21 protein-coding genes and 1 pseudogene are annotated in these 26,943 nt (G+C 64.8%); 17 read left to right on the top strand and 5 right to left on the bottom strand.

Annotation, left to right across the window (positions count from 1 at the left end):
* From J0I79_RS24130 to J0I79_RS24150, 5 genes and pseudogenes are all read left to right on the top strand, one after another.
* Positions 1 to 186: pseudogene (locus tag J0I79_RS24130) on the top strand (serine kinase); the annotation flags it as partial.
* A complete protein-coding gene (locus J0I79_RS24135) occupies positions 183 to 926 on the top strand; it encodes a glycosyltransferase family A protein (protein ID WP_292865063.1) in 744 nt (247 codons plus the stop codon). The pseudogene J0I79_RS24130 and the gene J0I79_RS24135, both read left to right, overlap by 4 nt.
* A 30-nt stretch (positions 927 to 956) precedes the next feature.
* Positions 957 to 1,709: a glycosyltransferase family A protein gene (locus J0I79_RS24140; RefSeq protein ID WP_292865066.1), complete on the top strand. Its 753-nt coding sequence runs from the start codon at positions 957 to 959 to the stop codon at positions 1,707 to 1,709.
* Entirely contained in the window at positions 1,694 to 2,386 is a 693-nt protein-coding gene (locus J0I79_RS24145; RefSeq protein WP_292865069.1) for a glycosyltransferase family A protein, read from the top strand. Before J0I79_RS24140 ends, J0I79_RS24145 begins: the two co-directional genes overlap by 16 nt.
* The gene (locus tag J0I79_RS24150; protein ID WP_292865072.1) at positions 2,386 to 3,858 is read left to right on the top strand and encodes a nucleotidyltransferase family protein; all 1,473 of its coding nucleotides are present in this window, start codon (positions 2,386 to 2,388) and stop codon (positions 3,856 to 3,858) included. The genes J0I79_RS24145 and J0I79_RS24150 overlap by 1 nt, the downstream gene beginning before the upstream one ends.
* A 36-nt stretch (positions 3,859 to 3,894) precedes the next feature.
* On the opposite strand, the gene J0I79_RS24155 is transcribed toward J0I79_RS24150, so the two are convergent.
* A complete protein-coding gene (locus tag J0I79_RS24155) occupies positions 3,895 to 5,115 on the bottom strand; it encodes a glycosyltransferase family 87 protein (RefSeq protein ID WP_292865075.1) in 1,221 nt (406 codons plus the stop codon).
* Positions 5,116 to 5,171: 56 nt separating this feature from the next.
* A complete protein-coding gene (locus J0I79_RS24160; protein ID WP_292865078.1) occupies positions 5,172 to 5,801 on the bottom strand; it encodes an alpha-ketoglutarate-dependent dioxygenase AlkB in 630 nt (209 codons plus the stop codon).
* A gap of 264 nt (positions 5,802 to 6,065) precedes the next feature.
* On the opposite strand from J0I79_RS24160, the gene J0I79_RS24165 reads away from it, so the two are divergent.
* Positions 6,066 to 8,276, top strand: a complete 2,211-nt coding sequence (locus J0I79_RS24165) for a TonB-dependent siderophore receptor (RefSeq protein ID WP_292865081.1) — start codon at positions 6,066 to 6,068, stop codon at positions 8,274 to 8,276.
* Positions 8,277 to 8,354: 78 nt separating this feature from the next.
* On the opposite strand, the gene lysM is transcribed toward J0I79_RS24165, so the two are convergent.
* From lysM to J0I79_RS24180, 3 genes are all read right to left on the bottom strand, one after another.
* Positions 8,355 to 8,819 carry a peptidoglycan-binding protein LysM gene (gene lysM, locus J0I79_RS24170; protein WP_292865084.1) on the bottom strand — a complete coding sequence of 155 codons (465 nt, stop codon included), beginning with the start codon at positions 8,817 to 8,819 and terminating at the stop codon, positions 8,355 to 8,357.
* A gap of 87 nt (positions 8,820 to 8,906) precedes the next feature.
* Positions 8,907 to 9,344, bottom strand: coding sequence for an alternative ribosome rescue aminoacyl-tRNA hydrolase ArfB (gene arfB / locus J0I79_RS24175; protein WP_292865087.1), 438 nt, complete (start codon positions 9,342 to 9,344; stop codon positions 8,907 to 8,909).
* A 95-nt stretch (positions 9,345 to 9,439) separates the two neighbouring features.
* Positions 9,440 to 11,050: a phosphoenolpyruvate carboxykinase gene (locus J0I79_RS24180; RefSeq protein WP_292865090.1), complete on the bottom strand. Its 1,611-nt coding sequence runs from the start codon at positions 11,048 to 11,050 to the stop codon at positions 9,440 to 9,442.
* Positions 11,051 to 11,392: 342 nt separating this feature from the next.
* Here J0I79_RS24180 and J0I79_RS24185 point away from each other — a divergent pair, with 342 nt between their 5' ends.
* The 11 genes from J0I79_RS24185 to addA all read left to right on the top strand — a co-directional run.
* Entirely contained in the window at positions 11,393 to 12,094 is a 702-nt protein-coding gene (locus J0I79_RS24185) for a response regulator transcription factor (RefSeq protein ID WP_010912942.1), read from the top strand.
* A 23-nt stretch (positions 12,095 to 12,117) separates the two neighbouring features.
* The gene (locus J0I79_RS24190; protein ID WP_292865094.1) at positions 12,118 to 13,902 is read left to right on the top strand and encodes a sensor histidine kinase; all 1,785 of its coding nucleotides are present in this window, start codon (positions 12,118 to 12,120) and stop codon (positions 13,900 to 13,902) included.
* 22 nt (positions 13,903 to 13,924) lie between these two features.
* Complete coding sequence (locus J0I79_RS24195; protein ID WP_292865097.1) at positions 13,925 to 14,371, top strand: HPr kinase/phosphorylase; 447 nt, start codon at positions 13,925 to 13,927, stop codon at positions 14,369 to 14,371.
* 164 nt (positions 14,372 to 14,535) lie between these two features.
* The gene (locus J0I79_RS24200; RefSeq protein ID WP_292865100.1) at positions 14,536 to 14,937 is read left to right on the top strand and encodes a PTS sugar transporter subunit IIA; all 402 of its coding nucleotides are present in this window, start codon (positions 14,536 to 14,538) and stop codon (positions 14,935 to 14,937) included.
* Positions 14,934 to 15,245, top strand: coding sequence for an HPr family phosphocarrier protein (locus J0I79_RS24205; RefSeq protein ID WP_292865103.1), 312 nt, complete (start codon positions 14,934 to 14,936; stop codon positions 15,243 to 15,245). Before J0I79_RS24200 ends, J0I79_RS24205 begins: the two co-directional genes overlap by 4 nt.
* A gap of 170 nt (positions 15,246 to 15,415) precedes the next feature.
* Positions 15,416 to 16,816, top strand: a complete 1,401-nt coding sequence (ahcY, locus tag J0I79_RS24210; protein WP_292865106.1) for an adenosylhomocysteinase — start codon at positions 15,416 to 15,418, stop codon at positions 16,814 to 16,816.
* A gap of 187 nt (positions 16,817 to 17,003) precedes the next feature.
* Positions 17,004 to 19,556, top strand: coding sequence for a PAS domain-containing sensor histidine kinase (locus J0I79_RS24215; protein WP_292865109.1), 2,553 nt, complete (start codon positions 17,004 to 17,006; stop codon positions 19,554 to 19,556).
* A gap of 8 nt (positions 19,557 to 19,564) precedes the next feature.
* Positions 19,565 to 21,076, top strand: a complete 1,512-nt coding sequence (gene tsaE / locus J0I79_RS24220) for a tRNA (adenosine(37)-N6)-threonylcarbamoyltransferase complex ATPase subunit type 1 TsaE (RefSeq protein WP_292865112.1) — start codon at positions 19,565 to 19,567, stop codon at positions 21,074 to 21,076.
* A gap of 20 nt (positions 21,077 to 21,096) precedes the next feature.
* The gene (locus J0I79_RS24225; protein ID WP_292865121.1) at positions 21,097 to 21,801 is read left to right on the top strand and encodes a nucleotidyltransferase family protein; all 705 of its coding nucleotides are present in this window, start codon (positions 21,097 to 21,099) and stop codon (positions 21,799 to 21,801) included.
* Positions 21,798 to 24,932, top strand: coding sequence for a double-strand break repair protein AddB (addB, locus tag J0I79_RS24230; RefSeq protein WP_292865115.1), 3,135 nt, complete (start codon positions 21,798 to 21,800; stop codon positions 24,930 to 24,932). Before J0I79_RS24225 ends, addB begins: the two co-directional genes overlap by 4 nt.
* Positions 24,929 to 26,943, top strand: a 2,015-nt coding sequence (addA, locus tag J0I79_RS24235) for a double-strand break repair helicase AddA (protein WP_292865118.1), incomplete at its 3' end; no start/stop codon positions are given. The genes addB and addA, both read left to right, overlap by 4 nt.

Below are 26,943 nucleotides of genomic sequence, written 5' to 3' on the forward strand. Positions count from 1 at the left end.
CGCAGGGACGCCATGATCGCGCTGGCGCCGTCCGGAATTGCCCAGATGCCGGGCGAGCGGGAAAGCGGCTTCCGCTTCTTCAGCGAACTGACCCGCCGCCTGCCATGCTATCGGCTGCGGCTTGGAACGCAGCCGGAAGAGATAGCGGGTACGATTTCAGATTTTGTCGCGCGGGGCGCGCCGTGAAATTAAGCGTGATCATGCCGGTCTACAACCGCGAGACGTATGTCGTCTCGGCGCTGCGGTCCCTGCTCAGGCAACGTGACGCCGCAGATCTCGACATTATCGTCGTCGACGACGGTTCGACCGACGGATCCGTGGACGCCGTGCGCTTCATGATGCAGGGGGCATCCTGCATAAGGCTTTTCGAACAGGCCAACGAGGGCGTAGCCAGGGCTCGCAACGCCGGGTTGAGGCAAATGCCGCCGCAGACGCAATTTGTATCATTCCTAGATTCGGATGATATTTCCCCCGCCGGACGCTTCAAGACTGATCTCGCATTTTTCGAAGCCGATCCCACGCTTGAATTGACTTATTCGCTGATGACAAAAGTAGATGTCATGGACGACCAAACCTTGCAGCCCGCGCCTGGCGGCAGCAGCGGCACAGTTCGGGGTGTCAGCCTGAGTGCGGCTATATTCCGTCGAGCGCTCGTCGACAGAACCGGTTTCTTCGACGAGGATTTGAAACAAGGCGAAGATACGGACTATCTCTTGCGCGTTTTCGAAACGGCGCCGAGGCACGTGCTGGCCGATACTGTTGCAGTCTATTACAGGCGTCATACGGGCAATTTGACCAAGGAAACCGAAGTCGCGGTACGCGCTTATCTGCATGTGATCCAGAAGTCGATGAGGCGGCGCAAGGCCGATCCATCGCTGCGGCCGGTTGAGGGACTTTTCGAGATCAGAAATGGTGCGAATGGATAGGATGAAGGCGTTCAGGCCCGGGATTCTTGCATGAAGCTGAGCGTCATCATGCCGGTCTACAACCGCGAGCGGTTCATCGGCTCGGCGCTGCGTTCACTGCTCAATCAGCGCGACAGCGCCGATCTCGACATCATCGTCATCGATGACGGATCGACCGACGGTACGGCCGCTCTCGTCCGCTCGCTGGCCGCCGGAGCTCCCTGCATCCGTCTTTTCCAGCAAGCCAATGGCGGTGTCACCAGAGCCCGCAACGCGGGACTGAGGCAGTTGCTGCCGCAGACACGGCTGGTCACCTTCCTCGATTCCGATGACATCTCCCCGGCCGGGCGTTTCAAAGCCGATCTCGTGTTGTTCGAGGAGGATCCCGACCTTGAATTGGCCTATTCACGCATGACGCTGGTCGATCGGCTGGATGACGAGACGCTGGAGCCAGCAACTGACAGTCATACGATCACGGTGCGGGGCATTCACCTGTCCGCTGGTATCTTCGCCCGCCGCCTTGTCGATCGCCTGGGCAGGTTCGATGAGGATTTCAGGCAGGCCGAAGATACAGACTATCTGCTGCGGGCGTTTGAGTGCGTCACGAGATACACAATGCCTGAAACCGTGGCGCTTTATTACAGGCGTCATGCCGGCAACATGACCAGGGAGCCCGACGTCCCGGCTCGCGAGTTCATGCGGGCCATCCACAAGTCGATGAAGCGTCGCAGGGCCGACCCCGGCCTGCGCAGGATCGAAGGGATTTTTGATCTGAAAGCCCTCGCCCAATGGCGGTTCTGGTGATGGCGAACTACGGCGTCGTCATACCGGCCTTCAATGCCGCCGCCACCATCGGCGAGACCCTGAGTTCGGTTCTGGCCCAGACAATCAAGCCAGACGTCATCGTCGTGGTCGACGACGGCTCGACAGACGGCACCGTCGCCGCCATCGAGGCCATGAAGCTGCCCGTCACCGTGCTGCGCCAGGAGAATGCCGGCCCCGGCAGCGCCACAACACGGGGCTTTGCCGCGCTCTCCACGCTGATCATCGCTACGCTCGATGCCGACGACCTGTGGCTTCCCGAGAAGATCGAAAAGCAACTCGCCTTCCTCGATCGCCATCCCGAGGCCGCCGGCGTCTTCACCCATTGGCGCACATTTCGAGAAGGCCGGTCCGATCTGCCTGACATGACCAGCGTTCCCGGCTGGTCACGAACGACAATGATGATCCGCCGCGGCGTCGCGGACGCCGTCGGGCCGATTGTCGATCCGCCCGGCGGCCGTGGCGAAATGATCGACTGGATCGCCAGGGTGCGCGAGGCGGGCTTCGGCCTCGACATGCTTGATGAGGCGTTGGCCTTGCGCCGCATCCGGCCGGGCAGCCTCTCCTATGGGCGCGATGCCGCACGCGATCGTGGCTATCTGGAGGTGGCGCGGCTCGCCATGCTGCGCCGGGCGCGGAAAAGCGCGGGACCGGGCTGATGGCAGCACTCCTGCGCCGCATAAGCCGCCGCTTTCCGGACTATGGCTGGTCCTGGCCGACCGGCGGGCTCGACCAGTTGCTCAAGGCGGCCCTGCTTGCCGATGAAGTCGCGGCGCGGCACGCCGCCACTCGCTGGCTTTCCGAACACGACATCGATCAGGCTTCGTTTCGCGAACACCGGCTGCTGGCGGCGATCTCGGACCGCTTCGGCAAGGCGCTTGCCGGCCATCCCGCCTATCCACGCCTCGTCGGCCTGCAGAAGATGTTGTGGACCAAGTCGCGCATGGCCATGCGCGAGGCGGAACCGGCGTTGCGGGCGATGACGGATGCCGGCTGCACGGTGATGCTGATCAAGGGCGCCAGCCGCATTGCCTTGAACGCCTCGGCGCAGCGTGGCCGGGTGGCGCACGACATCGACATACTGGTGCGGCCACGCGACCTGCAAGCCGCTTTCGACGTGCTGCGTGGACGTGACTGGCAGATCGCCACCGGTGTCAGCCCGCAATATCTGCGGACAAGGCTGGCATCGCTGCGCTCGATGAATTTCTTCAAGGGCAATTTTGGCGACATCGACCTGCACCAGCTCGCCTATGACGGATCACAGCAGAGCAGCGAAGACGACTTGGCCATCTGGCAGCGGGCGGCCGCCGCCGAGTTCAGCGGCGTGCGCGTGGTGGTGCCGTCATCGGCCGACCGCATCGCGCTCGCCATCGCCCATGGCGGGCTCGACGCCCACACGCACAGCGACTGGCTGGTCGACTGCGCGGTGGCGATCCGTGGCGGCGATGTCGACTGGGATGTGTTCCTCGATATCGTTGCAAAGCGCGGCATCGAAGTCGCCGCGGCGGTCGCCCTTTCCTATCTTGCACTGGAAATCGGCGTCGCGGTGCCGGAAGCGGCGCTTGCCAGGGTGGTGGGAATGGCCGACGGCACCGGGCTGTCACGCTGGTCGGCGATGCTGCAGGCCAAGCCGCGCACCGACTTCGGCAGGCTGGTCTGGCTGTCACGCGGCTTTGCCAAGCAATTGCGACTGAAACGCAAGAGCGGCAGGCTGCGGCAGGAGCCCGCCGCCAAGGCGTGGCGCGGCAAGCGGGTGAGCCGCGCGCCGCAAGCGGTGCGCTCGCCACCGGTGTTCTCGCAAGCCATCCCTTGTCCGAAGGCGCCCGGAGAGATGATGCTGGACATCGTCGTCAGCGTCGGTGTGCCACCGGTGCGGCGGCGCATCGAAATGGAGATCAATGCCGGTGATGACCATGTCGCGCGTTTGCGTGCCATGGTCATCAGCCGCTCCGGCAAGGAAAGGCTGCTGCATTTTCGCGGCCAGGTGACGCTTGACGGCGAAAGGCAGACCTTGACGCTGGAGGCGCGTCCGTCCCGGCAATTCCGCCAATGGGACGATGCGAAAGCGGTCGCCGCCTACGGCGCGCTCCCGTTCCAGCTGATCTCGGCGGAATTTTCGCCGCTGCGCTGAGGCAACACAGCGTCGATCACGGCAAATACCGCTGGTTCAAGACGTCTGGCCGCCCACCGCTGCCGGCGCATGGCTCCCGCGTTCACGGGCTGTTATCTCGACAAGCATCCATGCCGACAGCGACACGGGCACCAGGACACCGATGCCAAGCCCGACACCGTTCACCAGATGGGCGATAGCGGGGTAGAGCCAGACCACCGCCAGGAAGAAGCGGGGCATGTTGGCGCGCGTCACGAACAGATAGGCGACAGCAACGGCAAGGCCGACCGTGTCGTAGCTATAGCCATAGGGCGTCGCCACCGTCGCCAGCACCGCGGTGAGCACCACCCTTTCGCCATGCTGGACCTGCCGCCAGGGCAGCCAGGCCCAGATGGCGGCGGCAATGGCGGCGATCGTGGCGACGGCCTGCATGGCATAGGCGACCATCAGCCCTCCGCCACAGGCACGCGCCAGGAAGAACATGGTCGCGGCGTTGGACTGGTAGGGCTGCGGATAAGGCGCCTCCAATATCGCCGTCATCAAGGGTCGGGTTTCGGTCCAGAACAGCCGCCAGACGTCGAAACCCAGCGAGACGCCGGTCAACAGGAACAGCGCCGCCGCCGAAAAAGCGGCGGCAATGATGGCGCGCCAGTTGCCGCTGGCCAGCAGGCAGAACGGGACCAGAATGCCGAGGTGCGGTTTGACCGTGAGCAGGCCGAACAGCAGCCCCGCCAGGATCGGCCGCTTTGGCGCGACGGCCAGCCCGCCGACCAGCAGAGCCGTGGTCAGTGCGCCATTCTGGCCGAAGATGGCGTTGACGAAGACGGCCGGACAGACACAGATGGCCGCTTCGGCGAGCGCGCCCAGTTTCAACGGCCGCACCGCCAGCCAGAGGCAGACGACCGTGCCGAAGGTCCAGACGAAATAGGCCGAAAAGATCGGCAGCAGCGCAAGCGGCGCGCCGAAGATCAGGATGCTGGGCGGGTAGCTCCATTCCTGGTTGGGAAGATCGGGCGAGAACATCCGCCGCAGCGCAGCGCGATAGATGTCGACATCGAACAGCCAGGCGACATGTCCGTCGAGCGCCATGCGCCCGCCGGCCCACAGATTGGTGAAATCCCAGTAAGGCAGCCGGTCGCTGAGCTCGGAGAAACCGTTGGCGTCAAACGTCCATAGGGCCATGTGGTAGCGCAACCCGACCAGGATGCCGGTGCACAGCACAAGGGCCGCGAAGCGGTAATCGGAGCGATTGCAGACCGTCTGATCGAGCGATGCCATTGCGCTGTTTTCCAGGAGCCTCGCAGGCTTGATACCGGATGCGCGTTAAAATCGGCTTATGCCGAGCCTTCATGCGGCTTCGTCACGCGGCGCAGCGTCAGGTTGATCCGGCCACCATTCCTGAGCAATGCCGAGGTCGACGGATAGATGCGGTCGACGCCGTGGAAGGCGAGACGGCCTTCACCGCCGAGCACGACGACATCGCCGCTCTTCAGCCTGAAGGATTTCGTGCCACCCTCGCGCGTCGTCTGGCCGACCCTGAACAGGCAGTCGTCGCCCAACGAGACAGAAACGACGGGGGCGGAGAAATCGGACTCGTCGCGATCCTGATGCAGGCCCATCCTGGCATCCGGCGCGTAGAAATTCACCAGGCAGGCCTCCGGCGGGTGCCGGTAGCCGGACACTTGCCACCACAGATCGAGCAGGGGTTCGGGAATGGGTGGCCAGGGCTGTCCGGTGAGCGGATGCGTGGGCTGATAGCGATAGCCCCGCTCCTTGTCAGTGACCCAACCGAGCGGGCCGCAATTGGTCATGCGCACGCTCATCTCCTTGCCGGTACGCGGCATGGCCGGCACGAAGAGCGGCGCCTGCTGCACGATGCCTCTCACCGCCTCGACCAGCGCCTCCTGCAAATCGCGGGACAGATAGGCCGGCATGTGGCGGACGCCGTTTGGCAGAACAAGCATGGGTTGACTCGCTTGGCGGTTTCGTCGCCGCAGGATGCCATTGTCGGACGCAAACGGCGACCCGAAAGCCGCCGGTCGAACGCAGGTCCGACATCGCCTTTCGCGCACGGAGAAACAGGCTCGGAATTCGCCCTCTGATTTCGCGGCGGCGGTTGACTATGAAACATGACTCCCATAGTCAACATTTGAACTTGAGTTTTTCAGACAACAATTCACGAGTGAGCGCCGGGGACAGTCGCGCGTCGCGAACAAACGCAATGAGGCATGTTGAAAGTGGTTTCTTATCAGGGTCTTGAGAGGGTTTTTCGCGATCGCGCCTGGTACCGAACGGGACTTGTGGCAACCACATGCCTGACCACCCTGCTTGGCGCCGGTTATGCTTCCGCGCAGCAGGCTGGCACCCGGGCGGCCGACGGCACCGGGGTGCTTGAGCAGATCACCGTCAGCGGCAAGGGTGACGGCACGTCGCGTAATGACGACAAGACCGTGGCCGCCAAGCGCAGCGCCGGCGCGACCAAGACCGACACGCCGCTCATCGAGACGCCCCGTTCCGTCTCGGTGGTGACACGCAAGGAACTCGAGGAGCGAGGCGCGCAGGACATTATCGAGGCGGTGCGCTATTCCGCCGGCGTCAGCACCGGCGCCTACGGCTTCGATCCGCGCTTCGACCAGATCTATATCAGGGGCTACGACGCCACGACGCTCGGCGACTACAAGGACGGCATCCGCCAGCCCTACATCAACTACGGCACGTTCCGCACCGACCCCTATTCGCTCGAACGCGTCGAGGTGATCAAGGGGCCAGTTTCCGTGCTTTATGGCGCGGGAACGCCTGCCGGTATCATCAACAAGGTACCCAAGCTGCCGACCGAGGAGAAAGTCCGCGAAGTCGAACTGCTTTACGGCACCAAGAACAGGGCGCAGGCGGCTTTCGATTTCGGCGGCCCGGTGAAGGAAGGCAGCGACGAATTCCTCTACAGAATCGTCGGCCTGGCGCGGAACGGCGACACCAATTTCGACATCGCCGACGACCGCTATTTCCTGCAGCCGTCGTTCACCTGGAATCCCGATGCCGCGACCTCCTTCACCGTCTACGGGCTGGTGCAGGCCGACGAGACCGATTCCAATGTGGGCGCGATAAAGGACCCGTCGTCTGGCAAGATTCTTCCCTTGCGCGAAAGCGACCCCGACTACGACTATCAGAAGGTCCGGCAGCAGCAGATCGGCTACAAGTTCGAACACGATTTCGGCGACGGCATCACCGTGCGCCAGCACGTTCGGTATTCACATCTGGATCTAAGGTCGCGCTATCTCAGCGTTGCTTATGTCGATGGCTGGACAGGCACCGTCGCGCATCGGTTTCCAAGCTCGATCCGCGATGAAATGAGCGTATTCCAGGCCGACAACCAGGTCGAGGCCAAGTTCGAAACCGGGGCATTAGCCCATACTTTGCTTCTCGGTCTCGACTATACCAACCTGACCTCGTCCTTCGGCTATGGTGCTGGTCCGACCGATCCAGCCTATGATTTCGACATCACCAATCCGACTTACGGCGTTTCCGGCCCGACTCCCGACTACAATGTGACGACTTCCGACGCGAATCTGCGTCAGACAGGCATCTACGCGCTGGACCAGGTCGAACTGGACAAATGGCGATTCACACTCGGCGGACGTCATACCTGGGTCGAGCAGACGCGGGCATATGGTGAGGGCGGTTCCGAGGGCTTGAACGAGAACGCCTTCAGCATGCAGGCCGGCGCCCTCTATCTCTTCGATAATGGCGTTGCCCCGTTCGCCAGCTACGCGACCTCGTTCGAGCCGGTCACGAACCGGTCGGCGGACGGGTCCGGCGTCCTCCAGCCGACGAAGGGCGAGCAGTTCGAACTGGGGATCAAGTATCAGCCACCGGAAACCGACATCCTGCTGTCGGCGGTCGCCTATCATCTCGTCGAGAAAAACAAGCCGGTCGTAGTCAACGCCAACACGGGCACCTACCGGGCTCTCGGCGAGGTCACGAGCAACGGCTTTGAACTGGAAGCGCGCGCGGCCGTCATGGACGGCCTGGATGTGATCGCCGCCTATAACTACAACCATGCGGAAATCACGGGAGGTGACCCCGAATTGAAGGAGATCGGCATGGTTCCGGCGGTAACGCCCGCGCATGTCGCGTCGCTTTGGGCCAATTACAAGTTCGATGAAGGCAGCGCCGTTCCCGGACTCTCGGTCGGCGCCGGCGTGCGGCTGCAGAGCGCGACCTATACCGATACGAAAAATACCGCCAAGAACGACGCCGTGGTCTATCTCGACGCCTCGGCGTCCTATGATTTCGGCGCCATCGACAAGAAATTCGAGGGCGTCAGCGCCGCCTTCGCAATACGCAACATCGCCGACGAGCGCCTCACCGTGTGCAACAGCGGCTATTGCTACCTGGGCCAGGGCCGCAACATCACCGCGTCGCTTAAGCGCAGTTGGTAGAACCGACGAGGCCGCGCATCCCTCCGATGCGCGGCCCCGATTTGGCCGTTTCAAAACGGCATGCAGCGGCAGCCGAGGTCAGGGAATGCGCAGCACCTGGCCCGGATAGATCTTGTCGGGATGGGTCAGCATCGGCCTGTTGGCCTCGAAGATCGACGTGTTCTTGGCGCCCTGGCCCTTGCCATAGCTCTTTTCGGCGATCTTCCAGAGGTTGTCGCCCTTCTGCACGGTGTAGAAGGTCGGCTCCTTGGCCGGGGCAGCGGCCGTGCCGGCATCCGGCGCGACCTGCAACTCGTCCGCCTGCACCTTGGACACGCCGAGCGTGTTGCCGACGGCGATGACCGCCTTTTCGAAGATCGACTGGTCCTTGACCACGCCCTTCAGCACCGCCGTATCGCCCTGGACGGCGACCTGAACGCCGTCGGTGCCGAGCTTGTGCGAATCGAGCTCCTTCTTGAGGGTGTCGGCGGTGGGGGCCGCTTCCTCGTCGCCGCCTATGCCGAGCTTCTTGCCGACGCTCTTGACGAAATCGAACATACCCATCTCTAGGTCTCCTTGCTGTGGCAATGAGGAAACCTTGCATCCGCAACGCAAAATTGAAAGCGGTTTTACACGCGGCCGGTGTGTTGCTTAATCGTTCTCTACCCGGCCGCGCAGCTTCTTCACCGTCGAGCGCCCGGCCTTGGTCTTGAGGCGCCGCTCCACCGCCCCTTTGGACGGCTTCGTCTTCTTGCGCGGCGGCGGCGGTGGTTCTGCGGCCTTGGCGACCAGCGCCGTCAGCCGCGCCCGCGCGTCGGCCCGGTTCTGCTCCTGCGTGCGGAAGCGTCCCGCCTCGATGACGATGACGCCGTCCTTGGTGGCGCGCTGGCCGGCAAGCTTGATGGCGCGGGCACGCACGCGTTCCGACAGACCGGCCGCGTTGGCCGCGTCGAAGCGAAGCTGCACGGCGGTCGCCACCTTGTTGACATTCTGACCGCCGGGACCGGACGAGCGGATGAAATCCTCGTGCAGGTCGTCCGGATGGATCACCGCTTCGCCTGATATGATGATGTTGTCGTCGGTCGGCATGCCGCAGTCATGGCGCGGCGGGCCGAAAAAGAAAAGGCCCGATCGAAACCGGGCCCTTGCCGACGTCACGCCGCAAATGCCGAGCGACGTGGCTGTTACTCCGCGGCTTCCTGCATGCGGGGCGCAGCGCCCATGACGGTTGCGTCGACATGCGGCTCGAATTTCTCGAAGTTGATGGCGAACATGCCGACCAGCCTTGCCGCCTGCCGGTCATAAGCCGCCGTGTCGGCCCAGGTGGAGCGTGGGTCGAGAATGGCGCTGTCGACGCCAGGCACCGCCACCGGCACCTCGAAGCCGAAATTGGGGTCGGTGCGGAACGCGCCGGTCTTGAGCGACCCGTCGAGCGCCGCAGTGAGCAGGGCGCGCGTCGCCTTGATCGGCATGCGTTTGCCAGTGCCGTAGGCGCCACCGGTCCAGCCGGTGTTGACCAGCCAGCAATCGGCGCCATGCAGCGCGATCAGTTCGCGCAACAGATTGCCGTATTCGGAGGGATGGCGCGGCATGAAGGGCGCGCCGAAACAGGTCGAAAACGTCGCCTCCGGCTCGGTGACGCCCTTTTCCGTGCCTGCCACCTTGGCGGTGTAGCCGGACAGGAAGTGGTACATGGCCTGCGCCGGGGTCAACCTGGCGATCGGCGGCATCACGCCGAAAGCGTCGGCGGTCAGCATGATGATGTTGGCTGGATGATTGGCACGACCCGTCTTCGAGGCATTGGGAATGAAGTCGAGCGGGTAGGCGCAACGCGTGTTTTCGGTGAGCCGGCCGTCATTGAAATCCGGCACGCCATCGGCGTCGAGAACGACATTTTCCAGCACCGTGCCGAAGCGCTGCGTGGTGGCGAAGATCTCCGGCTCGGCTTCCGCCGACAGCCGGATCGTCTTGGCGTAGCAGCCGCCTTCGAAATTGAAGATGCCGTGTGGCCCCCAGCCATGCTCGTCATCGCCGATCAGCGTGCGCGACGGATCGGCCGACAGCGTCGTCTTGCCGGTGCCCGACAGGCCGAAGAAGATCGCGGCGTCGCCTGCCGGCCCCTCATTGGCCGAGCAGTGCATCGGCATCACGCCCTTTTCCGGCAACAGATAGTTCAGCATCGTGAACACCGACTTCTTCATCTCGCCGGCATAGGAGGTGCCGCCGATCAGCACGATCTTGCGCGTCAGGTCGACGGCGATGATGGTTTCCGTGCGGCTGCCGTGGCGTGCGGTGTCGGCGCGGAAGGACGGCAGATCGATGATCGTCATTTCCGGCTCGAACGCGTCGAGTTCCGCCCTGTCGGGACGGATGAGCAGATTGCGGATGAAGAGCGAATGCCAGGCGAACTCGGTGACGACGCGGGTGGGCAGCTTCAGTTCCGCGTCGGCGCCGCCGACGAGATCCTGGACATAGAGGTCCTTGTCCGCGGCATGGGCGCGGAAATCGGCGAGCAGGGTTTCGAACTGGGCCGGCGAAATCGCCTTGTTGTTGTCCCACCAGACATGCCCCTCTGTGGAGCCATCGCGCACGACGAACTTGTCCTTCGGCGAGCGGCCGGTGTGCTGGCCGGTCTCGGCGACCAGAGCGCCTTGCGCGGTAAGCCGGGCCTCGCCACGGCGGATCGATTCCTCGTAAAGGGCGGCCGCGCCGAAGTTATAGCGCACCACGCCGGAGGTTTTCAGACCGATCCGATCGATCGCGCAGGCAGGATTGCGTTTGCCGACTTCCGACATTGATGACCCTTTTCGATTTTGCCGCATCTTTGCCGGCGCGTTTCCGGCAGGCCCTCGCTCGAGCCTAGATGGTCAGAACCAGAAAAGCCAAATGATATCAAATCATTAATCGATTTAAATATTTTGAAAGTTGTTTAAATCGTTTATATGTGCAAAAATTTTCGCGGTTGCCCAAAGGATTGGCGGTGTTGCTTCGTCCAATCCATGTCGAGGTAGGATTGTGGCCGCCGGCACGCCGCCCGTGACAGCGGACGATGCCTATGCCACATTTTGTACCTAATTTGTCCTGCAAAAGCCCCTTCTCTGCGAAAGAAGGGACAGCTCATGAGGGAGCCGCTTGAAATGGCAACAATCGCGCTTGTCGATGACGACCGCAACATTCTGACGTCGGTGTCGATCGCCCTGGAATCCGAAGGCTATCGCGTCGAGACCTACACGGATGGTGCGTCCGCGCTGGAAGGCCTGGCGGCGCGTCCGCCGAATCTTGCCATTCTCGACATCAAGATGCCGCGCATGGACGGCATGGAGCTTCTGCGCCGCATGCGCCAGAAGTCCGACCTGCCGGTGATCTTCCTGACCTCCAAGGACGACGAGATCGATGAGCTGTTCGGCCTCAAGATGGGCGCCGACGACTTCATCCGCAAACCGTTCTCGCAGCGTCTGCTGGTCGAGCGGGTGCGCGCCGTGCTGCGCCGTGCCAGCGCCCGCGAAGCCGCGGCAAAAGCGCCCAGCCAGCAGGCCCGTTCGCTCGAGCGCGGCCAGCTCGTGATGGACCAGGAACGCCACACCTGCACCTGGAAGGGCGAACCGGTGACCCTCACCGTCACCGAATTCCTGATCCTGCATTCGCTGGCGCAACGCCCGGGCGTGGTAAAAAGCCGTGATGCGCTGATGGATTCGGCCTATGATGAGCAGGTCTATGTCGACGACCGCACCATCGACAGCCACATCAAGCGGCTGCGCAAGAAGTTCAAGGCCGTCGACGACGACTTCGAAATGATCGAAACCCTTTACGGAGTCGGATACCGGTTCCGCGAAGCGTAAGCCTAGGCAGGGGCTGCTATTCGATGGCAGTGGAAGCACAGCGAAGCAGACCGGCGGGCGCCGTCAGGCGGCCGTCGCGCATCATGCCGTCCTTCGTGTCGAAGTTCACGGTGCCGATGCGCCGCTTCCTCGGCCATCACATCTTCTCCAGTCTCACCCGCCGCATCCTGTTCCTCAACCTCGCCGGCCTCGCCGTCCTGGTCACCGGCATCCTCTATCTCAACACCTTCCGCGACGGCCTGATCGACGCCCGCGTCGAAAGCCTGATGACGCAGGGTGAGATCATTGCCGGCGCGATCGCCGCGTCGGCGACAGTCGAGACAGATTCAATCAGCATCGATCCGGAAAAGCTGCTTGAGCTGCAGGCCGGCGAGAGCCTTGGACCAGGGTCGGACCAGCTCGACAATCTCGATTTTCCGATCAACCCGGAGCGTGTCGCGCCGGTGCTGAGGCGGCTGATCTCGCCGACCCGCACCCGCGCGCGCATCTATGACCGCGACGCCAATCTGCTGCTCGATTCGCGCCATCTCTATTCCCGCGGCCAGATCCTGCGCTACGACCTGCCGCCGGTGGACGAGGAAGAGCCGGACCTCATCGAGCGGGTCCAGAAGTTCATCTTCGACTTCTTCCGCAACACCGACCTGCCGGTCTACCATGAGCAGCCGGGCGGCAATGGCGCCGCCTTCCCCGAAGTGGTCAAGGCGCTGACCGGCAGCCCCTCGACCATCGTGCGCGTCTCGGAACAGGGCGAGCAGATCGTTTCGGTGGCGGTGCCGATCCAGCGTTTCCGGGCCGTGCTGGGCGTGCTCATGCTGTCGACCGAAGGCGGCGACATCGACAAGATCGTGGCAGCCGAACGCAAGGCGATCCTGCGCGTCTTCGGCATCGCGGCCCTCGTCACCGCCATCCTGTCGATGCTGCTGGCCTCCACCATCGCCAATCCGCTGCGGCGCCTCTCGGCGGCGGCGGTGCGGGTGCGGCGCGGTGTGAAAAGCCGTGAGGAAATCCCCGACTTCTCAGACCGCCAGGACGAGATCGGCAACCTGTCGGTCGCCGTGCGCGACATGACCAACGCGCTTTATGCTCGCATCGAGGCGATCGAGAGCTTCGCCGCCGATGTTTCGCATGAATTGAAGAATCCGCTGACCTCGCTGCGCAGCGCCGTGGAGACGCTGCCGCTGGCCAAGAACGACAATTCGCGCGGGCGGCTGATGGAGATCATCCAGCACGACGTCAAACGGCTGGACCGCCTCATCACCGACATTTCCGACGCCTCGCGCCTCGATGCCGAACTCGCGCGGGAAGATGCGGGCACAGTCGACCTGAAGAAGTTCATCACCGATCTCGTCGCAGTTTCGCGCGAGACGACCCGCAACAAGAAGGTGGTCGAGATCGAGGTCAAGGTCGCCAAGCTGCCGCAAGGCGTCAAAGGCTATTTCGTCACCGGCCACGACCTGCGCATCGGCCAGGTCGTCACCAACCTGATCGAGAATGCGCGCTCCTTCGTTCCCGAGGAGCACGGCCATATCAGCCTGTCGCTGGCGCGCGCCGGCAAGTTCAACATCCTCACGGTCGACGACAACGGTCCCGGCATCCGCGCCGACAACATCGACCGCATCTTCGAGCGCTTCTATACCGACCGGCCGGCGGGCGAGGCCTTCGGCCAGAATTCCGGGCTCGGCCTGTCGATCTCCAGGCAGATTGTCGAGGCCCATGGCGGCACGCTGACGGCCGAGAACATTCCCGGCACCAAGCCCGGCGAGATCAAGGGCGCACGCTTCGTCGTGACGCTGCCGGCCGAGGGATGACGGCAATCGCCGGGATCGCAACGTGACGCCCGAGAACATTCATGCGACGGCGCTGCTGATCGGCGAGCGCGGCATTCTTGTCACCGGCGCATCCGGATCGGGCAAGACAACGCTGGCGCTGACGCTTCTCGACCATTGCCGGCAACGCGGATTGTTTTCGCGACTGGTCGGCGACGATCAGCTCTTTGTCGAAGTGCATGCGGGACGGCTGGTGTGCCGCGCGCCCGCGGCCATCGAGGGATTGGCCGAAGTGCCGGGGCTCGGTCCCAAGCCGCTGCCGTTCGAACGGGCCTGCGTCATCGACCTGCATGTGCGCCTGCTGCCGGCCGGCGAAACCGCCCGCTTTCAGGAGGAGGCCAGCGAACGGATCGCCGGCTGCGCGGTGCCCAGGATCGATCTGCCCACGCGCAATGTCGCGGCCGCCCTGCCCGCCATCATGGCGCGGCTGTCGATCGTGCCTTTTCTATGATCCGCGCGATGTTTTTTGCTGCAATGCGTCAAAATGGCATGGGCCGGCGCAATTTTGGGCTTGTCAACGGGCCGCGCGTCGACAAGATAGCGCTCCCGCCGCCTGGAATGGCTGGCGAGCATAAAATGCGCCTGTGAAGCGGCGATGACGGGAGCCACCAAAGAATGATCGGACTCGTGCTTGTAACGCACGGTCAACTGGCCACCGAGTTCCGACATGCCGTCGAACATGTCGTCGGGCCACAAGACAATTTCGAAACCGTGGCGATCGGTGCCGACGACGATATGGAGCAGCGTCGCCGCGACATCGTCGATGCCGTGGCCCGCGTCGATACCGGAGCCGGCGTCATCGTGCTGACCGACATGTTTGGCGGCACACCGTCCAACCTTGCCATTTCGGTGATGGAATCCGGCCGCACCGAGGTGATCGCCGGCATGAACCTGCCGATGCTGATCAAGCTGTCGTCGATCCGCAAGGGCGACAATATGGCCGCAGCCCTCGACGAGGCACAAACCGCCGGCCGCAAATACATCAACGTCGCCAGCCAGCTTTTGAGCAGCAAATGAGCACGATGTCGTCGGAAAGAGACCAGGTCGCCAAGGATCCGATCACCAGGGAATTTCCGATCGTCAACCAGCGCGGCCTGCATGCGCGTGCCTCGGCGAAGTTCGTTCAACTCGCCAGCGGCTTCAACGCCTCGGTTCATGTCGAAAAGGATGGCGTCAAGGTCGGCGGCACCTCGATCATGGGCCTGATGATGCTGGCGGCGAGCCCGGGCTATTCGATCCGCGTCACCGCCAGCGGGCCCGAGGCACTCGAGGTCATGGACGCGCTGGAGCAGCTGGTCGCCTCCCGCTTCGGCGAGGAATGCTGATCCCGACGCCGCCCTGCCGGGACATGCAGGGATAAAGATTTCTTTATATCCCATTGTCGCGCGGAGCCCGATCTGCTAGTCAGGCGGCCACTTCGCGCCCTTCGACGCGCCTCCCGGCGCGGGCGCATCCCGAACCATTCGTACGCACAACATTCGCACGGAGCACTGCCATGACGGGTAGCAAGGACTATGTGGTCGCCGACATCTCGCTTGCCGGCTGGGGCCGCAAGGAACTCGAGATCGCCGAAACGGAAATGCCGGGCCTGATGGCCTGCCGTGAGGAGTTCGGCGCCAAGCAGCCGCTCAAGGGCGCGCGCATCACCGGCTCGCTGCACATGACCATCCAGACGGCGGTGCTGATCGAGACGCTGAAGGCGCTCGGCGCCGACATCCGCTGGGCCTCCTGCAACATCTTCTCGACGCAGGACCACGCGGCCGCGGCCATCGCCGAGGCCGGCATTCCGGTGTTCGCCGTCAAGGGCGAGAGCCTGGAGCAGTATTGGGATTACACCGACCGGATCTTCCAGTGGGCCGATGGCGGCCTGTCCAACATGATCCTCGATGATGGCGGCGACGCCACCATGTACATCCTGATCGGCGCCCGCGCCGAGGCCGGCGAGGACGTGCTGTCCAATCCGCAGAGCGAGGAAGAGGAATATTTCTACGCCCAGGTGAAGAAGCGCCTGAAGGCCTCCCCCGGCTTCTTCACCAAGCAGCGCGAAGCGATCCGCGGCGTCACCGAAGAGACCACGACCGGCGTCAACCGGCTCTACCAGCTGCAGAAGAAGGGCCTGCTGCCCTTCCCCGCCATCAACGTCAACGACTCGGTCACCAAGTCGAAGTTCGACAACAAGTATGGCTGCAAGGAATCGCTGGTCGACGGCATCCGTCGCGGCACCGACACGATGATGGCCGGCAAGGTCGCGGTCGTCTGCGGCTACGGCGACGTCGGCAAGGGCTCGTCTGCCTCGCTCAAGGGCGCCGGCGCACGCGTCAAGGTCACCGAGGTCGACCCGATCTGCGCCCTGCAGGCGGCGATGGATGGCTTCGAAGTGGTGACGCTGGAGGACGCGGCGCCGACCGCCGACATCGTCATCACCACCACCGGCAACAAGGATGTCGTCACCCTCGACCACATGCGCTCGATGAAGGACATGGTGATCGTCGGCAATATCGGCCACTTCGACAACGAGATCCAGGTGGCGTCGCTGCGCAACCTGAAATGGACCAACGTCAAGCCGCAGGTCGACATGATCACCTTCCCGGACGGCAAGCGCATGATCCTGCTGTCGGAGGGCCGCCTGCTCAATCTCGGCAACGCCACCGGCCATCCGAGCTTCGTCATGTCGGCCTCCTTCACCAACCAGGTGCTGGCCCAGATCGAGCTCTACACCAAGGGCGAGCAGTACCAGAACCAGGTCTATGTGCTGCCCAAGCATCTCGACGAGAAGGTCGCGCGCCTGCATCTCGACAAGCTCGGCGCCCGCCTGACCGAACTGTCGGGTGAGCAGGCCGCCTATATCGGCGTCACGCCCCAGGGGCCGTTCAAGCCGGAACACTACCGCTATTAACCAAACCGAAATTTACTACTAGATATTGAAGCCGGGCGATTGACTTTTCGCCCGGCTTTATTTTTGCGGAATGATTCTTCACGTCGATTCCAGCAGGCGCTATTGTTGTGATTCGCGGGTTCGGGGAACGAGAACCGGCGCACGCGTCAGGGCGGTCTTGCATTCAGGCGGCGAAGAGGACCAAGACATGCCGGGGGAAAACCCGCTTCGGGCGGGACAGGCCGTTTCCGGCGGCCACGAGGATTCAAGGGTCACTGACCGCGCAATTCAGCGTGGGCGGCTTTCATGGTGCCGCCGCGCCGGCCTGCTGCTCGCCGGCTCCGCGCTTGCCAGCCCGCTGCTCGGCGCGGTGGCGCGCGCCGAGGGCGCCGTGTCGGCGGCCGGGCTTTCGATCAGCACGATCGAGGTCGTGCAGCTCGCCGTGTTTGTCGGCGTCACCGGCGCGGCATTCCTGTCGGCCATCGTCCTCATCCGAGAACGGGCCCGCACCTCGGCGGAAAATGTCGAACTGAGAAGCCGGGTCGCCGACGTCAACGCCGCATTGCGCCGTTCGGAGGCGCTGCTCAATCTGCGCGATCAGCGCGTCGTGATCTGGGCTTCGGAAAACAAGAAACCCGAACTCATCGGCACCTTGCCCGCCGAAAGCGGTGCACCGGAAGACCGGGCGGCCTTCCTGGCCTTCGGCCGCTGGTTGATGCCGCGTTCGGCGGCGGCACTCGAACATGCCGTCGCCGCTTTGCGCGAGAAAGCCAGGGCCTTCGACCTCGTCATCGAATCCCAGGCCGGCGCGCCGCTGGAAGTGCATGGCCGCAAGAGCGCCGCGCATGTGCTGGTCCGCTTCGTGTCCCTCTCCGAAACGCAACGCAGCCAGGCCCGGCTGAAGATCGAGAACCAGCGGCTCAGCGCCGACCACGACACCATCATTGGCCTGCTCGAAGCGCTGAAGATGCCGGCATGGCTGCGCGACGAGCATGGCCGCCTGAAATGGGTCAACCGGGCCTATGCCGACGCGGTCGAAGCCGACAGCGCCGAAGCCGCCGTCCGCGACGCCAAGGAATTCCTGGGCGGCCAGGCGCGCGAGGCTATCGCCTCCCAGCACAAATCGCATCCGGTCTTCGAGCAGTCGCTGTCCACCGTGATCGAAGGCGACCGCCGCGTCTTCGCGGTGACGGATTTCGCCGGCGCAGACGGCTCGGCTGGTATCGCCAGCGACACCAGCGCGATCGAGTCCATACGCGGCGAATATGAGCGGACCGTGCGCAGCCACGCCGACACGCTCGACCAGCTCAACACCGCCGTCGCCATTTTCGACACCGAGGAGAAGCTGCGCTTCTTCAACCAGGCTTTCCAGAAACTGTGGGGGCTGGACAGCGGCTTCCTGCACAGCGCCCCCGACAACGCACTTCTGCTCGACAGGCTGCGCAGCGAGGGCAAGATCGCCGAACAGCCCGAATGGCGCCGCTGGAAGGAAGGCCTGCTCGGCGCCTACCGGGCGGTGGAATCGCAGGAGCACTGGTGGCATTTGCCCGACGGCAAGACCATCCGCGTCGTCGCCAACCCGCAGCCGAAGGGCGGCGTCACCTGGGTGTTCGAGAACCTGACCGAGAAGATGGACCTCGAAAGCCGTTACCGCACCGCCGTGCGGGTCCAGGGCGAAACGCTCGACAACCTCGCCGAAGGCGTGGCGGTGTTCGGTCCCGATGGCAGGCTGCGGCTGTCGAACCCGGCCTTTGCCACGCTGTGGGGGCTGAGCGCGGAAGCCACCAAGCCAAATGTGCATGTCTCCACCATACGCGATCTCTGCGACCGCCAGGCCGCCGATAGCCCCTGGCCCGGCTTCGTCGCCGCCATAACCGGCTTTGACGACGAGCGCCGCGAGCGCCACGGCCAGAGCGAGCTCAACAACGGCACCGTGCTGCGTTACGCCGTGATACCGCTGCCCAACGGGCAGGTGATGATGACGTTCGTCGACGTCACCGACAGCGTGCGCGTCGAACGGGCGCTGAAGGACAAGAACGAAGCGCTGGAAAAGTCAGACCAGCTCAAGAACGACTTCGTGCAGCACGTGTCCTACGAGTTGCGCTCGCCGCTGACCAACATCATCGGCTTCACCGAACTGCTCTCGCTGCCCGCAACCGGACCGCTCAACCAGAAGCAGCGCGAATATGTCGAGCATGTCGGCTCGTCCTCCTCGGTGCTCCTGACCATCGTCAACGACATACTCGACCTGGCGACCGTCGACGCCGGCATCATGCAGCTCGACATTTCCGAGGTGCATGTCGACCGCACCATCGCGGCCGCCGCCGAACTGGTCGCCGACCGGCTGGAGGAGCACTCGATCCGGCTCGAGGTCGACGCCGCCGCCGCGCCGAAGACGTTCCACGGCGACGAGACCCGCATCCGCCAGATCCTCTACAATCTGCTCAGCAACGCCGCCAACTACGCGCCGGAAGCCAGCACCATCAGGCTCGCCTGCCGGCAACTGGCGGACGGGGTCGAATTCTCCGTCCATGACGATGGCCCCGGCATGCCTCCGGATGTGCTCGATTCGGTGTTCCGCCGCTTCGAGCCGCGCGCCAATGGCGGCCGTCGGCGCGGCGCCGGCCTCGGCCTGTCGATCGTCAAGAGCTTTGTCGAACTGCATGGCGGCGGCGTTCGCATCGAAACCGGCAAGGACAAGGGCACGACCGTCATCTGCACCTTCCCCGACATGCCCGGCATTCGCGCCGCGGCCGAGTAGCGCGCTCGATGACGGGATTGGTGATCGAACGTCTGCTCGCAGACGAGACACAGACAGCAAGGCTGGGCGAGGACCTGGCGCTGGCGCTGCGCGCCGGCGACGTGCTGGCGCTCAAGGGCGATCTTGGCGCCGGCAAATCGACCCTGGCGCGCGCGCTGATCCGGACGCTGGCCGAAGATCCGGGCCTCGACGTACCTAGCCCGACCTTCACCCTGGTGCAGAGCTACGAGACACGCATTCCCGTCCATCATTTCGACCTTTACCGCCTGTCCTCGGCGCGCGAACTCGACGAACTCGGCTTCGAGGAGGCGCTGGCGCAAGGTGCTGCCCTGGTGGAATGGCCGGAGCGAGCCGAAGGCGAACTGCCGAAGACTTCGGTGCAGATCGAGCTTGTCCCGAATGGAGAAGGCCGTCTGGCGCGGCTTTCTGGGCAAGGCACCTCCTTCGAGCGTATGACGCGCTCGCTCGCGATGCGCGATTTTCTCGAAAGCGCGGGTTGGGGCGAAGCCAGCCGCCGCCATTTTATCGGTGATGCCTCCGCGCGCTCCTACGAGATCGTCTCGCTTCCCGGCCACGCGGCAAGGGTGCTGATGAACTCGCCGCGGCTGGTGCTCGGCCCACCCGTGCGCGACGGCAAGCCCTATGCGGTGATTGCCCACACCGCGCAATCGGTGTCCGCCTTCGTCGCCATCGACCGCGCCCTGCTCGCTGCCGGCGTATCGGTGCCCAGGATCGACGCGCAGGACCTCGACCAAGGGTTCCTCCTGCTGGAGCATCTTGGTTCCGAGAGCTTTCTCGACGGCAATGGCGAGCCGGTCGTAGAGCGTTACGAAGCGGCGGCAGAGCTGCTTGCCATGATGCATGGCAAGAGCTGGCCTTCGCGCATGGAGGCCGCGCCCGGCGTCGTTCACGACGTGCCGCCTTTCGACCGCGCCGCCATGCTGATCGAAGCCGACCTGCTTGTAGACTGGTATGTGCCGATGCTCACCGGCGCTCCGCCGGGCGATGCCTTGCGCGCCGGCTACCACACACAATGGAACGCGGTACTCGACCGGCTGAAGGGCCAGGAATACACTTTGATGCTGCGCGACTTCCACTCGCCCAACATCATCTGGCGCGGCGAGCGCGACGGCCTCGACCGGCTCGGTATCGTCGATGTCCAGGATGCCCTCATTGGACCCGCCGCCTACGACGTGGCATCGCTCGCCATGGATGCGCGCGTCACTGTCCCGCAGGAGATCGAACGAAGGACGGTGGCGGCCTACATCGCCGCCCGGCACGCCGCCGGCGCCTTCGACAAGGCGGCTTTCCTCGAGGCCTATGCGATCATGGCGGCGCAGCGCAATTCCAAGATACTGGGCATTTTCGTGCGGCTCGAAAAACGCGACGGCAAGCCCTATTATCTCAAGCACCTGCCGCGCATCCGCGACTATCTGAGGCGGGCGCTGGCGCATCCGGCGCTCACCGGTCTGCGGGACTTCTACGACGCCCACGGCCTGCTGGAGGAACGACCCCTGTGATCGCCGGACCAAAAACCGCCATGGTGCTTGCCGCGGGCCTTGGCAAGCGCATGCGCCCGATCACCGACACGATACCCAAGCCGCTGGTCGAGATCGCCGGTAAAACCCTGCTCGACTGGGGGCTGGACAGCCTGAAGGACGCGGGCGTCGGCAAGGCCGTCGTCAACGTGCACTACCTGCCGGAGCAGATTGTCGCCCATGTCGCCGGCCGCAAGGCGCCCGACATCGTCATTTCGGACGAGCGCGCCACCTTGCTGGAATCGGCCGGCGGCATCGTCAAGGCGCTGCCGCTGCTTGGCAGCGAGCCTTTCTACATCATCAACGCCGACACATTCTGGATCGACAGCGGCCAACCCAGCCTCGAGCGCCTTTCCCTTGCATGGGACGCCGCCAGAATGGATATTCTGCTGATGCTCACCGATCTCGACTCAGCCACCGGGCATTGCGTCGGCACCGATTTCCTGATGGCGCCGGACGGCGCCCTCAGGCGCTCCTGGGGTGACCCCGCCGGCCTGATCTACGCCGGAGCGGCGATCATTCATCCGCGTATCTTCAAGGATGCGCCGACGGGGTCGCATTCGCTCAACGTCTATTTCGACACGGCGATCGCCGCCGGCCGCCTGTTCGGCATGAAGATGCATGGCCGCTGGATCACGGTCGGCACGCCCGGCGCCATCCCGCTCGCCGAGGCGGCTGTCGCCGGCGCGCTTGCGAAAGCTGTATGAGCGGCCTGGGCCGCGTCTTTTCCATCCCGCCCGGAGCGCCGTTCCTGCCGACGCTGGCCGAGGCGCTGCTTGCCGGCCGGCTGATTCCAGGCTTTCACTTTGACGGCGATCCGCTGGCTCTAGCCGACGTCACCATCTATGTGCCGACGCGCCGCGCTGCGCGCGCCTTGCGCGGTGTCTTCGTCGACAGTTTGAAGGCACGCGGCGGCGGCGGTTCGGCGATCCTCCCCGTCATCCGCCCGCTCGGCGAATTCGACGAGGATGAAGCCCTGTTCGACGCGGAACCATCGGCCGCGATCGATCTCGCGCCGCCGATCACGGCCACTGAGCGCCTGCTGCTGCTGACGCCTCTGGTGCGCGCCTGGAAACGCCGGCTGCCTGACCATGTCGCGAAGCTGTTCGCCGAGGAGATCGTCATCCCGGCCTCGACAGCCGATGCTATCTGGCTGGCGCGCGATCTGGCGGCGCTGATGGACGAGATCGAGACGGAAGGCACCGACTGGGCCAAGCTTGCCGGCCTGGTGACCGGAAACCTTGCCGGATGGTGGCAGGTGACGCTGGAATTCCTCGGCATCGTCACCGATGCGTGGCCGAAATTCCTCAGCGAGAGCGACCGTTCCAATCCGGCCGCGCATCGCAGCGCCCTGATCAGGGCCGAGGCGGCGCGGCTGCGGCGCAATCCGCCCGCCGGGCCGGTCATCGCCGCGGGTTCGACCGGTTCGATACCGGCGACCGCCGAACTGCTGGCCACGATCGCCCGCCTGCCCGGCGGCGCCATAGTGCTGCCCGGTCTCGACCAGGGCCTTGACGAGCCATCTTTCCAGGCACTGGTCGCCCCCGGCGCGCGTCCGGCCGTGCTTGGCCATCCGCAATATGGCCTGGCGAGACTCATCGGCAAGATCGGCGTACTGCGCGGCGATGTCGAGGACATAGGCGCCCCCGATCGAGCGCTTACGCTTCGCGCCGCCCTTGTCGGCGAGGCGCTGCGGCCGGCCGAGACCACCGAACTGTGGGCCGAGACGCGCAATGGATTTTCGGCGCCTGATGTTGCCGGCGCCCTCGCCGGCGTGACGCTGCTGGAGGCGGCCAGCGAACGCGACGAGGCGGTCGCCATCGCCGTCGCGCTCAAGCAGGCGGTCGAGGAGCCGGGCCAGAGAGCAGCTCTTGTTACCGGCGACCGCATGCTGGCGCGTCGCGTTTCGGTCGAACTCAAGCGCTTCGGCGTCATTGCCGACGATTCCGGCGGCACGCCGCTTGCCAATTCGCCAGCGGCCGGCCTGCTCAGGTTGACGCTCGAGGCCGTGTTTCGCCCTGGCGACCCGGTCGGCCTGCTGTCGTTGCTCAAGCATCCGCTGCTCGGCCTTGGACTGGAGCGGACAGGCGTTCGCCATGCGGCGGAACTGATCGAACTGGTGGCGCTGCGCGGCGGCACCGGCCGTCCCGACATCGCCTCGCTTCCGGATCTGTTCGAGGCGCGGCTCACAGGTCTCGGAGGCGACAGCCGGCCGCCTTTCTGGTTTTCGCGCCTGACGGTGCGCTCCATCGAGGACGCCCGAAGCCTGCTTGCAGGGCTGGCAGCGGCGCTGGTCCCGCTTTCAGCTTTTCGCGGCCAGGCCGAGGCCGAGCTGACGGCTCTGGTCAAGGCCAGCGTCATGGTGCTGGAGAATCTCGGCCGCGCCGCCGATGGCGGTCTGGGCGAACTTTATGCCGGAGATGCTGGCGAGAAGCTCGCCGAATTGCTGCGCGGCCTGGTCGCCGCTTCCGCGCCGCTGTCATTCGCCGCCGCCGAATGGCCCGATGTGATGGACGCGCTGATCGCGCCCGAAAGCGTCAAGCCGGCGCAGGGCACCGACCGGAACATTGCCATATGGGGCGCGCTGGAAGCCCGGCTTCAGGACGTCGATACGCTGATCATCGGCGGGCTCAACGAGGGTGTGTGGCCGCGCAAGCCGGAGAGCGACCGCTTCATGTCGCGGCTGATGAAGACCGGCATCGATCTCGAACCGCCGGAGCGGCGCATCGGCCTTGCCGCGCATGATTTCCAGATGGCGATGGGTGCGAAAAGAGTGGTGCTGACGCGCTCGGCGCGCGCCGGCGACGCGCCCGCCGTCCCGTCGCGCTGGCTGCAACGCCTGCTCACTTTCGTCGGCGGCGATGAAGCGGCAACGCTACGCCGGCGCGGCGACGAACTGCTTGCCTGGGCGCGCGCGCTCGACACCGGCCCGAAACGCGATTTCGCGCCAAGGCCACAGCCGAAGCCGCCGGCTCCGGTGCGGCCGACGCATTTCTCCGTCACCGAGATCGAAACGCTGCGCCGCGATCCCTATGCGATCTACGCGCGGCGGATTCTTGGCCTGATGCCGCTCGATCCGTTGATCCGCGATCCCGGCGCTGCCGAGCGCGGCACGCTGTTCCACGCCATCCTGCATCTCTTCTCCAACCGCGTGGCCGACCCGCGCGCGCCGGAGGCGCTCGCCGGCCTCATTGCCGCCGGCCGCGCCTGCTTTGCCGAGGCCGCCCTGCCGGCCGATGTCGAAGCCGTGTGGTGGCCGCGCTTCGAAAAGCTGGCGGCCAACATCATCGGATGGGAGCGCACGCGCGCCGAGGCAGTGGTCCGGCGTCATGCCGAGGAGCGTGCCGGCAAAACCGTCGTGGGCCAGTCCGGCGTGACGCTCTCAGGTTATGCCGACCGGGTCGATCTTCTGGCAGGTGGCATGGCCGATATTCTGGATTACAAGACCGGTTCTTCGCCGTCGAAGGCGCAGGCGCACACGCTGCTGGCGCCGCAGTTGGCGCTGGAGGGCGCGCTGCTCAGGCGCGGCGCGTTCAAGGATCTGGGCGCGCGCGAACCATCGCAGCTGGCATTCGTGCGGCTGAAGCCCAATGGCGAAGTGTTCGAGGAATCCATCCTGGAACACAACCGCCAACCCAGAGCCGCCACCGATCTCGCCGAAGAGGCCTGGTCGCGACTGGAAAAGCTGCTGATCCATTATGCCGACCCGGTGACAGGCTATCTGTCGCGCGCGCTGCCGTTTCGCGAAGGCGAGACGGACGGCGACTACGACCACCTCGCCCGCGTGCTGGAATGGTCGGCCGGCGGCGATGCCGGCGAAGAGGGAGGGGAGGCATGAAGAAAGCCTATCCCATTCCCAGCGACACCGCCACCAGCCAGGCCCGCGCCGCCGATCCCCAAAATTCAGCCTGGGTGTCGGCCAATGCCGGCTCCGGCAAGACCCATGTGCTGGCCCAGCGCGTCATAAGGCTGCTGCTCAACGGCACCGATCCGTCGAAGATCCTGTGCCTGACCTATACGCGCGCCGCCGCCGCCAACATGTCGAACAGGGTTTTTTCCACGCTGTCCGACTGGACATCGCTTGCCGACCCGGAACTGGCCCTGAAGATCGAGGCCTTGGAAGGCCGCCGCCCCGACCGCGACACCATGCGCCGGGCGCGACGCCTGTTCGCGGAGGCGCTGGAGACGCCCGGCGGGCTGAAGATCCAGACCATCCACGCCTTCTGCGAATCGGTGCTTCACCAGTTCCCGCTGGAAGCCAACATCCCCGCCCATTTCGAGATGCTCGACAGCCAGATGGAGGCAGCGCTCTTCGGCGCCGCGCGCCGCGACATGATCTCGGGCACGACGGCCGGCAATGCCGATCTGGCCAACGCATTCGCCACCGTGCTGGAGCGTGGCGGCGAAGCCGGTCTCGACGCCTTGCTCGGCGAGATCGTGCGCAAGCGCGACGGGCTGCGCGATTTCCTCGACGCGGTCGGGCGTGACGGCTTCCAGCCGCTGTTCGACGAATTCCATTTCCCTCCCGGCCAGACAGCCGAAGGCTTGGCGGCCTCGGTCTGGCCGCTGCCCGGCTTCCTGCCGGACTATTTTGCCGGCTTTGCCCAGGCCGCCGAATCCACCGACGCCAGATCGGTCATCAACAACATTCTGCCCTATGCGCGACAGGCGTTCTCGGAAGGCGATCCCATCCGCCGCCTGCAACTGCTCGCCAGGGCCTTCCTCAAGACCGATGGCGATGCATACGACCCGGCGAAGGCGTTCAAGAAGGCATTGACCGACCGGCTGCCGGACCTTGCCGATCGCTATCTCTCGGCGGCCAGGGCCATCATCGAAACCGTCGACCGGCTGGCGCTGTTCCGCATGCTGGAGGGCACGGCCGCCGCACTGACCATCGCCGACTGGCTGATCGCGCGCTACGATATGCTGAAGCGCGGCCGCGGCTTCCTCGACTTCAACGACCTGATTACCCGCACGGTCAATCTCCTGGCGCGGCCCGATGCCGGCCCCTGGGTGCAATACAAGCTCGACCAGGGCATCGACCACATATTGCTCGACGAGGCCCAGGACACCAGCCCTGACCAATGGGAAGTGGTGAAGCGGCTGGCGGAAGAATTCTTTGCCGGCGTCGGCGCACGCGACCGGGTCCACCGCACCGTCTTTGCCGTCGGCGACGAGAAGCAGTCGATCTATTCCTTCCAGGGCGCCGCGCCCGACTCATTCGCCGACAGCAGGCAGTTGTTCGCCGGACGGGTACGCGATGCCGAGGCATCGTTCGCCGACCTCAAGCTGACCTGGTCGTTCCGCTCGACCGACGATGTGCTGGCCGCCGTCGACCGCGTCTTTGCCGATCCGATCGTGCGGCGCGGCATCAGCCACGATCCCGATCCGCTGAGCCACAAGGCGATCCGCAACGACGCACCGGGCTATGTCGAGGTCTGGCCCTCGATCGGCGCCGAAGCCGTCGACGAGCCCGACGACTGGACGCAGGCGATCGACCATGCCCACGCGCCGGCAGTGCGCGTCGCCGAGAATGTCGCGGCAACGATTGCTGGCTGGATCGGCTATGGCGAGATGATCGAGGGGCGCGGCAAGCGGCTCAGGCCGGGCGACGTGCTGGTGTTGGTGCGCAAGCGCGACAGCTTCGTGCATGCGCTGACCCGGGCTCTCAAACGCCGCGACATTCCGGTGGCCGGCGCCGACCGGCTGAGCCTGCCGGGACACATCGCCGTCAAGGACCTGATCGCGCTCGGCCGGCTGCTGATCCAGCCTCAGGACGACCTGTCGCTCGCCGCCGTCCTGCGCAGCCCGATCTTCGATCTGCACGAAGACGCGCTGTTCGCGCTCAC

Source organism: Mesorhizobium sp. (assembly GCF_017306585.1).
In the GTDB taxonomy this organism is placed as follows: domain Bacteria; phylum Pseudomonadota; class Alphaproteobacteria; order Rhizobiales; family Rhizobiaceae; genus Mesorhizobium.

Coding starts and splice junctions, on each gene's coding strand:
- J0I79_RS24140 (WP_292865066.1), top strand. CDS start 957: ATGAAGCTGAGCGTCATCATGCCGGTCTACAACCGCGAGCGGTTCATC.
- J0I79_RS24145 (WP_292865069.1), top strand. CDS start 1,694: ATGGCGGTTCTGGTGATGGCGAACTACGGCGTCGTCATACCGGCCTTC.
- J0I79_RS24150 (WP_292865072.1), top strand. CDS start 2,386: ATGGCAGCACTCCTGCGCCGCATAAGCCGCCGCTTTCCGGACTATGGC.
- J0I79_RS24155 (WP_292865075.1), bottom strand. CDS start 5,115: ATGGCATCGCTCGATCAGACGGTCTGCAATCGCTCCGATTACCGCTTC.
- J0I79_RS24160 (WP_292865078.1), bottom strand. CDS start 5,801: ATGCTTGTTCTGCCAAACGGCGTCCGCCACATGCCGGCCTATCTGTCC.
- J0I79_RS24165 (WP_292865081.1), top strand. CDS start 6,066: ATGTTGAAAGTGGTTTCTTATCAGGGTCTTGAGAGGGTTTTTCGCGAT.
- lysM (WP_292865084.1), bottom strand. CDS start 8,819: ATGGGTATGTTCGATTTCGTCAAGAGCGTCGGCAAGAAGCTCGGCATA.
- arfB (WP_292865087.1), bottom strand. CDS start 9,344: ATGCCGACCGACGACAACATCATCATATCAGGCGAAGCGGTGATCCAT.
- J0I79_RS24180 (WP_292865090.1), bottom strand. CDS start 11,050: ATGTCGGAAGTCGGCAAACGCAATCCTGCCTGCGCGATCGATCGGATC.
- J0I79_RS24185 (WP_010912942.1), top strand. CDS start 11,393: ATGGCAACAATCGCGCTTGTCGATGACGACCGCAACATTCTGACGTCG.
- J0I79_RS24190 (WP_292865094.1), top strand. CDS start 12,118: ATGGCAGTGGAAGCACAGCGAAGCAGACCGGCGGGCGCCGTCAGGCGG.
- J0I79_RS24200 (WP_292865100.1), top strand. CDS start 14,536: ATGATCGGACTCGTGCTTGTAACGCACGGTCAACTGGCCACCGAGTTC.
- J0I79_RS24205 (WP_292865103.1), top strand. CDS start 14,934: ATGAGCACGATGTCGTCGGAAAGAGACCAGGTCGCCAAGGATCCGATC.
- ahcY (WP_292865106.1), top strand. CDS start 15,416: ATGACGGGTAGCAAGGACTATGTGGTCGCCGACATCTCGCTTGCCGGC.
- J0I79_RS24215 (WP_292865109.1), top strand. CDS start 17,004: ATGCCGGGGGAAAACCCGCTTCGGGCGGGACAGGCCGTTTCCGGCGGC.
- tsaE (WP_292865112.1), top strand. CDS start 19,565: ATGACGGGATTGGTGATCGAACGTCTGCTCGCAGACGAGACACAGACA.
- J0I79_RS24225 (WP_292865121.1), top strand. CDS start 21,097: ATGGTGCTTGCCGCGGGCCTTGGCAAGCGCATGCGCCCGATCACCGAC.
- addB (WP_292865115.1), top strand. CDS start 21,798: ATGAGCGGCCTGGGCCGCGTCTTTTCCATCCCGCCCGGAGCGCCGTTC.